The organism is Sulfitobacter sp. HGT1 (assembly GCF_013282155.1).
Taxonomy (GTDB): domain Bacteria; phylum Pseudomonadota; class Alphaproteobacteria; order Rhodobacterales; family Rhodobacteraceae; genus Sulfitobacter.
This window is the reverse complement of sequence record NZ_BLWI01000001.1, coordinates 434,045-448,580: the sequence shown is the minus strand read 5'-3', so window position 1 is coordinate 448,580 and position 14,536 is coordinate 434,045. Positions and strand designations below refer to the sequence as shown.

The window sequence follows — 14,536 nt, the reverse complement described above, 5'->3', positions numbered from 1 at the left end:
ATACCCGCAACCCCTTTTTTGCACCTGCAGCACCTTTTTTCGTCTCGGTCAGCTTTTTAAGGTTTTGCGTGGTGATTTTTCAGGCAGGAAGACGCCTGCATGTCATTGCAATAGTGACCGACAGACGCCTCCGGCCACAGATCACGCTATACAGCAGACTAATATATACATCAGACGCGCAGATTCGATGCCAGCGATTCCCCCGACAGGCGGAATCAAAACCGGCTGCCGGACATATCCACCCTGCGCGCCGCGTGGCTTGGCCGCCATAAAGGCATTTCGCCGTTTGCTGCCGCCTCGGAAAGCGCGCCCGCATCCGCTTGGGGCGCGTGGAACCACCTGTCAGATGGCCGACGGGCCCGGGGCCTCTTATCCAACGTCACCCAATACACCCATGGCGATTTCTTAACCGTTTCTATACCAACCTCCCTCAGGGTTCCGGCCAGTCAAAGCAGTCAGGGTATGACGTGACCCAATGCACCATATGGAGTTTCAACCGATTGCGCGTAAGTCAACCAAATCGGGCCTTCGTTGGCCAGCTGCATTCAGCCCGCACATCCTTGGAAACAACAAGATACTTAAATAAAATCATTATACCTGCTATAGTGCTTTCACATAGCGTTTATCTGGTGGTGAGGTGACACTAATGACCACTTTAGCTTCAAGCCGGCGCGATCGAGGTCTGCGGGCCCTTCTGGTCGACGACAATCTGGAATTTCGCACAACCCTGACGCGGCAGCTTGAGAAGATGGGGTGTTGTGTTGACAGCTCATCGGAGGCGGTGGGTTTTCTGTCAAATCTGGTGACGTCAGCGTTGACCTATGACTTTGCTGTGGTTGACCTTCATCTGCCGGACCTCCACGGCGACAAGATCATAAGCTGGCTGCGCGAGAGTGAATTGCGAGAAGTGCAATCCTTGCCCGTGCTTATTGTCACTGGGTTTCCCAATGACCTGTCAGATACATTTTTCATTGATGACGTAAAGATCGCCCTTCTGACCAAGCCCTATCGATATAACCAGCTTGTCGAAGCGGTATCCCGGCTACTTGTGCGCGGCGAAGGGATCAACTGAAGACAATCCGTTGTTCAGTTCATCTGCATGATGCCGACCATGTTCCATGCGGTATCCCCCCTGCCCCCGAAATCCCGCCACTTCACCTATGTGACCCCCCCAAGCTTCAGCACCTCCTGGATCGACTGGACCAAATCTGCCCGGCTCACCGGTTTGCTCAGCTTGATGTCGTCAGGCCGAAGGCCGTTTCCGTGAACCATCGCTTCATCGGCATATCCGGACATGAAAATAACCGGAAGGTCTCTCCGAATATCCCGCAGGGCTTTTGCCAGATGCGTTCCCATCAGCTCTCCCGGCATGACGATATCCGTGAGCAAGAGACTGAAATCAGGATCAGTCTGGAAAATCTTTAGCGCTTCATCCCCGTTTGCAGCCAAGGTGACCGAACTGCCCAGCCGTTCGAGGATCATTGCGATGACCTTTGCCACTTGGATATCATCTTCGGCGAGCAGGATCTTAACCCCGGTCAGGGCATCTTTTGTTTCGGGTTGGGCCTTTAGCAGATTGGGCGCGGGTTCATGCTTTGAGGCCCTGAAGTAGATCTTGAAGGTCGTGCCGATATCCTGCTCTGAGTAGACATGAACGGTGCCGCCCGATTGCTTGATAAACCCACGGATCATCGCCAGCCCCAGGCCCGTTCCCCTGCCTGTCGCTTTGGTCGTGAAAAACGGCTCGAAAATGCGGTCCAGAATATCTCTTGGAATGCCATGCCCCGTATCGCTTACGGACAGAACCACATAATCCCCGTGCAACAGGGTTTCATTGGGGGCCTCAATGATGTCGGCGTCTATCGTTTTGTTGGCGGTTTCTATCGTCAGATCCCCACCTTGGGGCATCGCATCCCGCGCGTTCAGAATAAGGTTCAGGATAAGGCTTTCGGTAGAACTGTGGTCGACCATGATCTCCCACAGGTCGGGGGAAAGCTTTGTCCGGATCGAGATGTTTTGCGGAAGGGTGCGATTGATCCAGCTTTGAACACCAAGGATATTCTCGTTCAGGTCAAGCGCCGCCGGCTCTAGCCGGGCTTGTTGCGCAAAGTTCAACATCTTTTTGGTCAGGTCTGACCCGCGTAGGGTCGCTGTAATTGCCGTATCGACAAAATCGGTATGAAGCGGATCATGCAATTCGTCCCTCAACAACTCCAAATTCCCCAAAACGACGGCCAGAAGGTTGTTGAAATCATGCGCAATGCCGCCTGTCAGCTGGCCCACGGCGTCCATCCGCTGGCTTTGAATAAGCGCCTCTTGGGCCGCGTGCTTTTCGGTGACGTCAATCAAGACGCCTTCCAGCTCGTATTCTCCGTCCGCGTTCAAAATGGGGCGACCGCGCTCGAACAGCCAGACCGGTTCAGTAGCACCCTCACGGAAAACGGGGTATTCGAACTCGTAGGGGCTCCCGTTCTTGATGGCTTGGGCGACCTTTTCCTTCACGTTCTCCATGTCGGCATCACGCAACACATTTTGATATTCCAGTCGCGCGGCTGCGGGGCCTTCATCGCCCGGCGATTTAAACCCAAAGAGTTCGTCAAACCCCGCACTTTTGTAGATCGGCGTCCAGTTTTCGTCGTTTTTCACACGATAAAGAGCGCCTGGAATGTTATCCATGAGGTTGGCAAGCTGTTCGCGGCTTCGCTTGAGCTCATTCTTTCGGGTTTCGGTATCCGTCATATCGATCAAGACACCGGTGGTCGCCACGAAACGCCCATCATCACTGAATACAGGCTCGGCCAGTTCATGTAGAACTCGGATCGACCCGTCATCGCGCACGATACGGGTTACCGTCTCGTACCCCGTCGCCATTTGGTGGGCACGTTCAACCACCTTCCGGTAATGCTCTCGGTCATCGGGGTGGACCCAACTCAGGTCTTTTTCATAAGGCGGCACCCCTGGGTCTCGGACCGTATCCTCCGGCAGGTTAAAGGCGACGGTCCGCTCGATCAGTTCTTCGGGTGTGATGCCGTAAATATCGGCCAATTCGGGAGAACAATAGGTAATCCGCCCTTTGACTTCGTCCCAGACCCACGACCCCACTTTGGCAAGCCTCGCGGCGTTACTGTGAATCTTCAGGATGGATTGCAGTTCGTTCTCGCGTTGCAGCTTTTCCGTGATGTTCTTTGCAACGCCCCAATATCCCGAAAATTTATCATTCTCGTCAAAAATAGGACGGCCCGAAAGCTCGCTGTAGATGATTTCACCGCCGCCCAGCTTCATAGAGATAATAAAGTGGTCCAGCTTTAGCCGATTGTCGAAATTCGCCTTAAGGTCATCCCAAGTCGTATCGACTGGCGTGATCCAGTCGAGTTCCCAGATGGGTCTGTTCCAAACCTCTTGGTAATCGCGCCCGATATCCAGATCATGCCCCAAGACCTCAATGACGTCATGGTTTACATCGGTTTGCCACTGCCAGTCAGACACAAGGTTTCTGTAGAACTGGAGCCGCTTCGTCTGGCGGCTCGTCTCTGCTTCCGCCTTGATCCGCTCGCGGTTTTCGAAAGCCAGAGCAATCAGGCTCGCGATCGAACCGGCAAAATTCTGCTCTTCTTTTGTCCAGCTTCGTTTCGGACCCACATGTTCAATGCACAAAACACCGATCATCCGGTTGATATCGTTGATAGGACAATCAAGCATCGACGTGATGCCATACTTCGGAATATAGGACTGCGCGAGTTCCGAACATCTCGGGTCGTTCATGGCATCGTCAAAGCTAAGCTGGATATTGCCTTTGATGGACTGAAGATATTTGTCGGCCTGCCCCGCGCCCAAAACAAATTTCGACTGCGCCACACCATCTGACGCGCTCCATTGCACGACCGCCTTCAGTTCAGTCTCTGTCGCGTTGAGTTCCCAAATGCCAACTCTTTCGACACCCAGTGCTTCAGTGATTGTATTGCAGAAGAATTCGAGCGCTTCGTCAAACTTGAGGTAGGAAAACCGGCGTTCAGCGATCAACTTCCGTAACAGCTCATCATAACGTGCGTTATAGGGTTCCAAAAGATAGTCCAATCATACGGAGTTTCTGGCGACGTGTACGGTTTGGCCCGGTCGATAGCTTTGAACTATCTTTGATCCATCATAACAGATCAAGATAAGTCACACCAATACTTCTGTTAACCCTTTGTGATTACAGGGGATGCTTACTTTTTCAACATGCACAATACTGATGTTTTTTTGTTGCAGATGACCGCCGGGCACGCCGTATCGAAGTTGTAATTCATGCAGGCAAAGCGAACACCGTATCTGGCGTGCTTTGATCCGCCGTCTTAAAACAAGAGGCCCCATAGAATTGGGACAAGCAAAGCTGTGGCCACCGCATTCAAGCCCATTGCGAGACCGGAAAATGCCCCGGCTGTTTCATTGACCTGCAACGCCCGAGCCGTTCCAATACCGTGGCTTGCGGTGCCGATGGCCAGACCGCGCGCGCTCCAATCCGTTACGCCGATCAGGTTCAACAGGATCGGTCCAAACATCGCCCCCAAGATACCCGACACAATGACCAGCACAGCCGTCAAGGACGGCACGCCGCCCAATTCTTGTGAAATGGCCATTGCGACGGGGGCTGTGGCCGATTTTGGGGCGATGGACGCCAGCAATATTTCTGACCCGCCCAACAGCCATGCCGTTCCGACAGCCGTCACAATTGCAACGACCGACCCCGTCAAAAGGCTGATGCCGATTGCCAGCACCGACCCGCTGACCCGGCCCCACTGGCGATACAGCGGGATGGCCAAAGACACCGTCGCCGGACCCAGCAGGAAATGGACGAACTGCGCGCCCTGAAAATATGTGCCGTAATCGGTCTTGGTGAAATACAGGACCGAAACCACCAGAATAACCGCGACCAGAACCGGGTTCAGCAGCGGGTTCCGCCCGCCCTTTTCAAACAGCCAGTTTGCCGCCTGAAACGCAACCAAGGTCAGCGTCAGGTGAAAAAGCGGCGAGGCGTTCAGATAGACCCATGTTTCCTGAAGGTTACTCATCCGCTTCTGCCTTTTTCAGCCACCGCATCATCAGGGCGGTCACGGTTATCGTCATCGCCGTACTTACCACAAGCGCCGCGCCAAGCGGCAGCAAGGCTTCTCCCAGCAGTTTGAAATGCATCATGACACCCGTCCCTGCTGGCACAAAAAGCAGCGACATTGCACGGAGCAGACCATCTGCCGTTTGCCCCAAACCGGCTGGCAGGTCCCCGCGTATCAAAAGCAGAAGAAACAGAATTAACATGCCAAGGACGGGCCCCGGTATCGAGATAGACAGGGTGCCGACGATCAGTTCTCCGACCAGTTGGCAGACCAATATGATTGTCAGATATCCGATCATTACTTCCTCGGGGGCGCTATGGGATTTGGGCTTTTCCCCGCCACGATAACGTTCAACTGCACAATTACGACAGTTATTTCGAAACCTGCCCCTTCCCCTGAAGGCCAGAGGACCGTTTCCGCCCAAAGCCCCCCCGTTCATGCCCATTTCGCACCGCCCGCAATGAGCGATGGACGAAGCACCCGAAATAGCGGTTAAGCTAAGGGTAGCGCGTCAGATCAAAACCGCTTTTGCCCAAGACCGGCAAAGGCGTAAGACCGCAGCCAAGCCCCTGCCATTCCGGCTCCGGATCGCTGCATATTGGAAGGACATCCCATGGCTAAAGGCAAAAATAGTAAAAAAGAGGTCAAAAAACCAAAGCAGGAAAAGCCCAAAGTTCTCGCAACGGCGAATTCTTTGACAGGCAGGCCTGCGATGGCGATTGGCGGCAAAAAAGTGAAGTAACAGCCGATGGCGCATATTGGAATAACACGCTAATCATGCGCTCTGGTTGAGCCGTCAGTTCAACCGGGGCGTATTCCGACCGGGGCGACAGGCCGCATTCATCACCCCCGCGAAACGCAGTGCAAGCGTCCCATTATTCAGATCAGGAGACTGACATGAGCCAAGAAAACGAAAACGGCCCCAAGGTGCATTACATCTGCCAGACCTACATCGAAAAAAAGACCGGCCGCGACGGGCAGGTCAGCCTGAGCATTGATAAACAAATCAAGTATTCCACGTCTCACGAGGCGCAATTACGCGCGGAACGTGAACACCTCTCTGACAGCTGCGTGGGTGTCGATGCCTATTCGGTGACCGAAGATCCCGATTCCGGTGAGGTCAGCGACCCCAGTTTCATCGTCAGGCTCGGGTCCGTGCCTGAAGTAGAGCCGTCTTAAAACCTGCGACAGATCGGGGCCGTTCGGGCATTGCGCATACCATCTAGCCGCGAAAGTTCAGAACCCTATTTCTTCTCAAGGAAGTCGTAAGCCTCGAGAATTGTTGCAGTCAGCCCGTCAAAAAAGCCCGGAACCGCGATTTCGATCAGGCTTTCGGACGTGTCCGCGTCTTCCGCGATGATGTCTTCGGCTGGCTTCACACGAAACTGTGCGCTTGGGGTATTCAGCAACTCGCGATAGCTCGCGCCTTTGCCGTGTTTCAGCACGTTGATGGCAAGATAATATTGGTGGATGCTGTCGGCGAGATCGGCCTGCGCTGCCTCTTTGAGCAACGCTTCCAACTTGCGCGAAAACGGGCCGCGGCGAAAATGGTGCTGCATCCGTGCCTCGAAGACGGTAAAAATATCGACGGCCTCCGCCTCAAGCGCAGCCGTCGCAATGCGAAGCTCTTCAAGTTGGGCGTCAGACGGGGTCTGTCCGTCCGCATGCTTGAGAATTTCGGAAACCTGGTCTTCGTACTTCTTTGCATTGGCTTTCGCGACAGCAACCAGTTCAGGTACGCTCTGTGAAGCTTCCATCATTCATTCTCCAAAAGGTGTCACCTTCCTTTAAGCTATGCTGCCAGGAATGATAGTGCCGGGATTGCCAAACTCGGGTCGCAGCCAGGGGGGGCGGATATGCAAAGCCGGTTCGCCTATGTCGCCCGCCCCGAAACCTATCCGTAGATAGATCTCAGAGACAGCGCATTGAGGCCGGGTTTCACGCGCAGTCATTGCCCGATCCCGCTAGGCTTTGGGATCAAGCTGGCGTCTTAACGCTTCGGCAAGCGCCGAACCGAGCGCCCCGTCAGTGCTGGCCGCGGGCTTTGGGGCTGCCTTGGGCTGGTTTCTGACCTGGGGTTTCGGCGTTGCGGCGGGGCGCGGCCCCTTCGACGGCTCTGCGCTATTGTCCTTGCGCATCGTCAGGCCGATCCGTTTGCGGGGCACGTCGACTTCGGTCACACGCACGCGCACGACGTCACCCGCTTTGACAACCTCATGCGGGTCTTTGATAAACCGATCGGCAAGCTGGCTCACATGCACCAAACCATCCTGATGCACCCCGATATCGACAAATGCACCAAAGGCCGCGACATTCGTCACCGTCCCTTCCAGCGACATCCCCGGTTTGAGGTCGGTAATACTGTCGATGCCTTCGGCAAAGCTGGCCGTTTTGAACGCCGGACGCGGGTCGCGGCCGGGTTTCTCAAGCTCCTGCAAGATGTCGCGCACGGTGGGCAGCCCGAAATTGTCATCGACGAATTGCTCGGCGCGTAAACCGGCAAGCGCGGTTTTGTCGCCCATGATCTCCCGAACATCGCGCCCGCAGGCCTGCACGATCTTGCGCGCAATACCGTAGGCTTCGGGGTGAACAGAGGACGCATCAAGCGGTTCGGTCCCTTGGGTGATGCGCAGGAAACCCGCGCATTGCTCAAAGGCTTTCGGCCCCAGTCCTGCGACCTTCAACAGGTCTTTGCGGCGGGCAAAAGCCCCGTTCGCGTCACGGTGCGCAACGATGTTTTGCGCCAGTGACGGCCCTAGCCCCGCAATATGCGCCAGCAACGGCCCCGACGCCATGTTCAGATCAACACCGACCGCGTTCACCGCGTCTTCGACAACGGCGGCCAAAGACTGGGCAAGCTGCCGCTGGTCAACGTCGTGCTGATATTGCCCCACGCCAATGGCTTGCGGTTCAATTTTCACCAGTTCGGCAAGCGGGTCCTGCAGCCGCCGGGCGATGGATACGGCCCCGCGGATCGACACATCGACATCCGGGAATTCCTGAGATGCCAGCTCCGAAGCGGAATAGACCGACGCCCCCGCTTCGGACACGATCACCGGGGTTGGACGGGCAACGCCATTGGGCAGACGTTTCAGGATATCCGCGATCAACCGTTCGGATTCACGGCTGGCCGTTCCGTTGCCAACCGCGATCAAGGCGACCTGATGCTTTTTGATCAGATGAAGCAGCGTTTCTTCTGCGCCGCGCAGATCGTTGCGGGGCTGGAACGGATAGATCGTTGCGGTGTCCAGTAACTTGCCCGTCTCGTCCACGACCGCGATCTTGCAACCAGTCCGGATCCCCGGATCAAGGCCCAGCGTCGCACGCGCCCCAGCCGGAGCGGCAAGCAAAAGATCCCGCAGGTTGCGGGCGAATACGTCGATTGCCGTCGCATGGGACCGCCGCCGCAAATCGGTCAGCAGGTCCGTGAACATCGACAGGCTCAGCTTGATCCGCCATGTCCAGACGGCGACATCGCGCAGCCACAGATCGCCCGGCGCGGTGCCCCGTATGCCGATTTCTGCGGCAATGATCCCGATCACCCGCGCAAGCGCATCGTCGTCGGCAGGGCCGATATCAACGGTAACGATGTCTTCTTTCGACGCGCGCAGAATCGCAAGGGCGCGGTGTGACGGGATCGTGGCCCATTTTTCGCTATGGGCAAAATAATCCGAGAACTTGGCCCCCACCTCTTCTTTGCCCTTGATGACACTGGCCGTCACATGGGCTTCTTGTTGCATCACCTGCCGCAGGCGGCCCAACAATGCTGCGTTTTCACCCAGTTCTTCGGTCAGAATATCGCGGGCACCGTTCAATGCGTCTTTTTCGGTTGCCACTGCCTCTGACAGATAGCCCCGCGCCAGTTCAACGGGCTCAGCGGCACGCTGGTCCAGAATGGCGCGCAGCAAGGGTTCCAGCCCGTTTTCGCGGGCAATCATCGCCTTTGTGCGGCGCTTTGGTTTGAACGGCAAATACAGGTCTTCAAGCACGGCTTTGGTGTCGGCATTCGCGATGGCACGGGCCAGCGTATCTGTCAGTTTGCCTTGCTCGGTGATTTCACCAAGGATGCTGGCACGGCGTTTTTCCAGTTCACGCAGATAGCCCAGCCGTTCGGCCAGACGGCGCAGTTGCGTGTCATCCAAACCACCGGTCACTTCTTTGCGGTAACGGGCGACGAATGGAACGGTGTCACCGCCATCCAGCAGGGCGACCGTGGCCGTGACCTGTTCGGGGCGTGCATCAATATCGGTGGCGATTATACGGGCAATGCGATCTGCGACGGCGTTCATGACTGGCTCCCCAAACTATCCGGATCGCCGTGATAGCGCCGGAACCCCTGCGCGCCAAGCCCCGGACTTCAATTGACACACCAACATGCGCAGCATTGGGGGGTTCGCCTGACGGCCTAAGGCCGCCCTGAGCTGGGGTATTCACGGCAGAACATGTCGACCTTGGCGCGGTCAACGCCAGCAACCGCCGTGATTTCTTCTTGCTAACCCTGCCTCAGAAACGCCTCGACCGCATCTTTTCGCGGCATTGGGGCGACGGCACCATAACCCTGAGTGGATAATGCCGCTGCCGCATTGGCGTATCTTGCCGCGTCAAAGGCGGTGTCGCCCGCCACCAGTCGCGCAAGAAATGCCCCGTCAAACGTATCGCCGGCTGCGGTTGCATCAACGGCTTCGACCTTGCGGCCCTTGATGCGCTGGCGGTCCTGATGCGTGGCAACCAGCGTGCCTTCGTGGCCCAAGGTCAGCGCCACAACTTCTGCCCCGAGGCCAAGGTAAAAATCCGCGATGGCATCGGGGGCGGTCAGTCCGGTCAGTTGCGTTGCGTCCTCCAACCCGGGAAGGGCGATCGTGCACCGCGCCATTGCGGCATGTGTGATGGCGCGGGCGCGGTCCAATGGCCAGAGTTTAAGGCGCAGGTTGGTGTCGTAAGACACTTGCCCGCCAGCATCCCTGACCAGGTCGATGGCAGCAAACACCGCGTCCGTCGCGCTATCGGATATGGCCTGACTTATACCCGAAACATGCAGTATGTTTGCCGAACAAAGCGCTTTGCATGGCAGGTCATCCGCTGTCATCCGGCTGGCTGCCGATCCTGCCCGAAAATAGCTGAATTGATGGCCGTCAGCGCCGTGGGTCACAAAGTAGACCCCCGTGGGGGCGTCTGTCACCTGCTTCACGGTGGAGGTGTCTATCCCTTCGGCCTGCCAAAGATCCATGAACGATTGGCCGAAGGGATCAGCGCCGACATGGGTGACATAGCCGACGGCTGCGCCCTGCCGCGCGGCAGCGACTGCGCAATTTGACGTATCGCCGCCATGTCCGGGAAGGTAATTGCCGTCAACCTGCTGGTTGAATTCCAGCATCGGTTCGCCAAGGCAAAGAATGTCAGGTGTCATGTTTTCTCGCATTTTTAAAAGCGGCCGCACCCGCAGGTGCAGCCAGTCAGGAGATTGTTATTGCGTTGTGTAGCTGCGACCGACACCGGGAATTTTCCAGATGCGGAAGTTCGGAATTTCCGGGTCTTTGAAATTCATATCGCCATCCACCCAAAGATGCAGGTGGTTCGACACGACATAAAGCGCCTCGTCCGGCCCCCACGCCAGGGTGTCCGGCCAGTTCATTTCAGGGTTATGGGCAAATCGCGTCACACGACCCGTCGCTTCCTCAAAGCGCATCACACCATCAAGCGAAAGCGCGGTCATATAGATATTGCCGGCATTGTCGGCGGTCATCCCGTCGGTGTTTGAGGGCAGCACGGCCTCAACTTTCACAGCGTTTTCGATATCAGTACCCGTGGCTTGCGCATCGCGCATCACAACCGTCGGAAGGCTGTACAGGTGGTTGCCCGTCAGGTTCGTCCAATACAGCGTTTCCTTGTCGCCCGACAATGCGATGCCGTCCGCGCCGGTCTGCATACCACCGTTCTTGAGCACGCTCCGGTTGTCGATGTTGAAAAAGAAGTTCGGCTCGTTGTTGGTGAACTTGCTTTGGTCAAGAATGCGACGGACGGTGTTGGTGTTTGAATCATAGACGATCAGCCCGCCGTGCAGCGGATTACAGAAAATGCCGCTATCTGCGATATAGGCAAAACCGGTGTCATTATCGACGGCCAGATCGTTCAGGAACGAACATTTCTGATCAGCTTCTTCGTTGGTAAAAACATAACGCTGGAGCTCTTTATCCGCCTTTATGTCCCACAACACCAGCTTGGCGTCGCCCGCTTCCATGCTGCCCCCGACATGCCCCTGATCAAGGATCCACATAACGTCGTTGCGGTCGATCTCGAAACCCAAGACCGCTTTGAGACCTGCCTTGTTTGCGATGTAGTTCATTTCTTCGGACGGGTATGCCGCCAATTCCCAGTTGTCTCCGGCTTTGACAAGCTTTGACAGCGTGGACGGGATTTCCTTGCCACCCCAACGGGCGGTCGACACATAGATGTTGCCTGCGCTGTCGATCTTGGCACCCTGCATCAGCGCCGTGCCAAAGATGTCGCTTTGTTCCCAAGCGGTGCGTGTCGCCGCGTCGGTGACCGAGTATGGGATCGCGTTCCATTCCGCGACGATTTCGATCTTGTCCTGTGCGGCGGCTGGCAGGCCGAACGCGAAAGTTATCGCGCTGAGGTGAAGCAATTTCTTTATCATTATCTTGACCTTTCTGTTGGTAGTTTGCGCCGCTGGCCGATGACCCAACCAACGACAGATGGTTTTTTTGATTTTCGTTCAGATACGACCGTATTTCGCCAATCCCTCGCGCAGGGATCCGCTGGCAATGATCAGCTTGGCCTGTTCGGCCTCACGCTCGTCTATTTCCTTGGCCATCGCCAAAATCTCGGGCGCATGATCGCGCGGGATGCAAACAATGCCGTCGATATCGCCAACGATGATGTCGCCGGGGCGCACGATGACATCGCCCATGGCCACCTCGACATTCGACGCCAGGGTCTTGATCCGCCCCAATGTGGTGCCCGGTGACACGCAGCGCGAAAACACCGGAAAATCGAAATCGCGCTTGATCTCGACAAGGTCACGCAGACCGCCATCCAGAACCGCGGCTTCGTGTTTGTTGGCAATGGCACCCGCCGTCATCAACCCGCCCCACAAGGCCACATCGGTGGTGCCGTTGGTCGAGATCACGATGACCGATCCTGCATCCGCCTCGTCAATGGCATCCAATGCATGTTGTGGCGGCAGGAATTCTTCGGTCGGGCCTTCCAACACGGTAACGGCCGGGCCCACGATCTTGGCCTCGTTGATGCGCGGCTTGAAGGCTGCGGGCAGAAATCCGGTGCGGCCCGCGACCTTGTCCACAGCGTCGGCTACCGATGCGGTCGCAACCGTGCGAAAGCCTGCGATAAGTTGTTCTAATGTCATGTGACTGTCCTTTATTGGTTTGTTTGACGGTTGTTGTGCAGATGGCTCACCAACAGTTGACCCAGTTTTCAGGCACGGCCCCGCGCAGCACCCGCTGCACCTCGAGGGCGGCGTTGCGTTGCAGAACCTTGACTGTCCGCTCGGAATACCAGGCGGTGTGATCCGAAATGATTGTGTTCGGTGATGAAAAAAGCGGGTTCGTGGCAGCGATGGGTTCCTGCTCGAAGACGTCGATCCCGGCTCCGAAAATGCGCCCTTCGTGCAAGGCCCGGGCCAGCGCCCCCTCGTCAAGCAGCCCGCCGCGTGCGACATTCACCAGAATTGTCGTCGGTTTCATCAGGGCGATATGCGCGCTGTCGATGATGTGATGTGTCTGCTCCGTCAAAGGCGCATGAAGGCTGATGACATCGGCGCTGCGGCAAATATCTGCCAGGCCGGCCAGTTCCAAACCCGAAGCTTGGGCCGCCGCTTGCGAGAGGAAGGGATCGGTGACCATTACCTTGGCAAATCCCAAAGCGCGGAACTTGCGGGCGGTTTCCAATCCGATGCGCCCGCCGCCAACCAGCCCCAGAATGGCATCGGTCCGGTCAGGAATGATCGCGGCCTGGCCCATGCCCCAAAGCCCGCTGCGCACTTCAAAATCGCGCGTCACCAACCGGCGCTGAACGGCCAGATACAGCGCGACAGCGTGCTCGCTTACTTCGATCTCGGCCCCGTAATCGGGCACATTGGCGACGTAGATGCCGTGTTTTGTTGCATGGGCAAGGTCGATGTTATCGACCCCCACCCCATAACGGACGACGACCCTCAGGTTCGGGCAGGCTTCCATCAGGGGGGCGGTCACGGCGCGTTCGCGGACCATAAGGGCAACCGGGTCAAGCGCCGTGACCTCTTGGACCGCATCAACATCTTCGCCAACAGGAACGAGGTGAACATTGTCATCCGCCAATACGTCTTGTTCCGTCACATAGGCGGCATAGCCCGGTTCAAGAACGGCGATGGTCGATGGTTTCATGATGCGGTCCGTTGTCATCGGTTTATTCCGACCGGTAAGCGGCAACAGCCGCGTCAAGCTTGTCGGGCCACTCTTCGCCGATCTCGCTTACGATGAATGCGCGAACAGCGGGTTGGGCCGCTTCGCGGAACATGGCTTTTTGCTCAGGGCTGACCTGAACGACTTCCATGCCCTTTTCCGACAGGATCGCCGTTGCATTGGCGTCTTGTGCGGCGGTCATCCCACGGTGGATCGTTTTGGCGATCTCGGTGCATTGCAGCAGTGATTTCTGCTCGTCTGCGGTCAGCCCTTGGTAAAAGGAATCTGAAATCAGATAGGCGTGCCAGCTGAAAACATGCCCGTCCAAAGACACATATTTCTGGTTTTGATAAAGCGAGGCATCCACGATATTCGTGACACCGTTTTCCTGACCGTCAACAACACCTTGTTGCAGCGCGCCGGGCAGTTCCGGCCATGGCACGGGTGTCGCCGATGCCCCAAGGCTTTCGACCAGCGCAACCCAAACCGGCGAGGTCATAACCCGCATCTTGAGGCCCTTCATGTCAGCAGGTTCCGCGACGGGGCGCACGTTATTGGTAAAATTGCGCACGCCGTTGTCGGCAACACCCAACATCCGGATACCGGTCTGGGCCAGCATATCCTCGGCCAAGGCCTGCCCGAATTCCCCATCCATCACGGACCAGGCCATTGCCTGATCGTCGAAAAGATAGGGCATCGCGAGAACAGAAAACGGTTTGTAAGCCGCCGAGATCGGGCCGTCATGGATAACCGCCATCTGAACGGTGCCCAGCTCCAGCCCCTCCATAATGTCGGAGCCGCCGCCCAGTTGCGACGCTGGGAACACCTGCACGTCAATGGCAGCTGAAGTCTTCCCCTCAAGGCAGCTTTCAAACGCCAAGCCAGCGGCATGTTTCGGCGCGCTCAGATCAGCGGCTTGGAAATGCGCATATTTCAGGTCCTTTGCCATCGCGCCCCCGGCGGCGGCGATCAACGCGAATGACGCGGTTGTCACAAGAGCATTTGATACGATTGTCATGTGGTTCCTCC

General features: G+C 56.8%; 13 protein-coding genes. 3 read left to right on the top strand and 10 right to left on the bottom strand.

All coding sequences use genetic code 11. The features are described 5' to 3' along the window. Positions 1 to 646: 646 nt before the first annotated feature. On the top strand, positions 647 to 1,072 hold the full coding sequence (locus tag HGT1_RS02110; RefSeq protein WP_176248314.1) for a response regulator: 426 nt from the start codon (positions 647 to 649) through the stop codon (positions 1,070 to 1,072). 86 nt (positions 1,073 to 1,158) lie between these two features. On the opposite strand, the gene HGT1_RS02105 is transcribed toward HGT1_RS02110, so the two are convergent. From HGT1_RS02105 to HGT1_RS02095, 3 genes are all read right to left on the bottom strand, one after another. Next, the gene (locus HGT1_RS02105; RefSeq protein ID WP_217902964.1) at positions 1,159 to 4,074 is read right to left on the bottom strand and encodes an ATP-binding protein; all 2,916 of its coding nucleotides are present in this window, start codon (positions 4,072 to 4,074) and stop codon (positions 1,159 to 1,161) included. A 257-nt stretch (positions 4,075 to 4,331) separates the two neighbouring features. Next, complete coding sequence (locus tag HGT1_RS02100) at positions 4,332 to 5,048, bottom strand: LrgB family protein (RefSeq protein WP_176248312.1); 717 nt, start codon at positions 5,046 to 5,048, stop codon at positions 4,332 to 4,334. Next, positions 5,041 to 5,388, bottom strand: a complete 348-nt coding sequence (locus HGT1_RS02095) for a CidA/LrgA family protein (protein ID WP_176248311.1) — start codon at positions 5,386 to 5,388, stop codon at positions 5,041 to 5,043. Before HGT1_RS02095 ends, HGT1_RS02100 begins: the two co-directional genes overlap by 8 nt. Positions 5,389 to 5,703: 315 nt before the next feature. Here HGT1_RS02095 and HGT1_RS18265 point away from each other — a divergent pair, with 315 nt between their 5' ends. Both HGT1_RS18265 and HGT1_RS02090 read left to right on the top strand, forming a co-directional pair. After that, positions 5,704 to 5,832, top strand: coding sequence for a hypothetical protein (locus HGT1_RS18265; protein ID WP_255200061.1), 129 nt, complete (start codon positions 5,704 to 5,706; stop codon positions 5,830 to 5,832). 155 nt (positions 5,833 to 5,987) lie between these two features. Beyond that, entirely contained in the window at positions 5,988 to 6,269 is a 282-nt protein-coding gene (locus HGT1_RS02090; RefSeq protein ID WP_176248310.1) for a hypothetical protein, read from the top strand. A 65-nt stretch (positions 6,270 to 6,334) separates the two neighbouring features. Here HGT1_RS02090 and HGT1_RS02085 read toward each other — a convergent pair whose 3' ends face one another. The 7 genes from HGT1_RS02085 to dctP all read right to left on the bottom strand — a co-directional run bounded on the left by HGT1_RS02085 (position 6,335) and on the right by dctP (position 14,525). Further along, the gene (locus HGT1_RS02085; RefSeq protein ID WP_255200060.1) at positions 6,335 to 6,850 is read right to left on the bottom strand and encodes a hypothetical protein; all 516 of its coding nucleotides are present in this window, start codon (positions 6,848 to 6,850) and stop codon (positions 6,335 to 6,337) included. Positions 6,851 to 7,054: 204 nt separating this feature from the next. Beyond that, on the bottom strand, positions 7,055 to 9,379 hold the full coding sequence (locus tag HGT1_RS02080) for a Tex family protein (protein ID WP_176248309.1): 2,325 nt from the start codon (positions 9,377 to 9,379) through the stop codon (positions 7,055 to 7,057). 203 nt (positions 9,380 to 9,582) lie between these two features. Next, complete coding sequence (locus tag HGT1_RS02075; RefSeq protein WP_176248308.1) at positions 9,583 to 10,497, bottom strand: sugar kinase; 915 nt, start codon at positions 10,495 to 10,497, stop codon at positions 9,583 to 9,585. A 57-nt stretch (positions 10,498 to 10,554) separates the two neighbouring features. Continuing rightward, on the bottom strand, positions 10,555 to 11,745 hold the full coding sequence (locus HGT1_RS02070) for an L-dopachrome tautomerase-related protein (protein ID WP_176248307.1): 1,191 nt from the start codon (positions 11,743 to 11,745) through the stop codon (positions 10,555 to 10,557). A gap of 78 nt (positions 11,746 to 11,823) precedes the next feature. Beyond that, on the bottom strand, positions 11,824 to 12,474 hold the full coding sequence (locus tag HGT1_RS02065) for an RraA family protein (protein ID WP_176248306.1): 651 nt from the start codon (positions 12,472 to 12,474) through the stop codon (positions 11,824 to 11,826). Positions 12,475 to 12,520: 46 nt separating this feature from the next. Further along, positions 12,521 to 13,507 carry a C-terminal binding protein gene (locus HGT1_RS02060; protein WP_217902962.1) on the bottom strand — a complete coding sequence of 329 codons (987 nt, stop codon included), beginning with the start codon at positions 13,505 to 13,507 and terminating at the stop codon, positions 12,521 to 12,523. Positions 13,508 to 13,511: 4 nt separating this feature from the next. Continuing rightward, on the bottom strand, positions 13,512 to 14,525 hold the full coding sequence (dctP, locus tag HGT1_RS02055; protein WP_176248305.1) for a TRAP transporter substrate-binding protein DctP: 1,014 nt from the start codon (positions 14,523 to 14,525) through the stop codon (positions 13,512 to 13,514). Positions 14,526 to 14,536 lie beyond the last annotated feature (11 nt).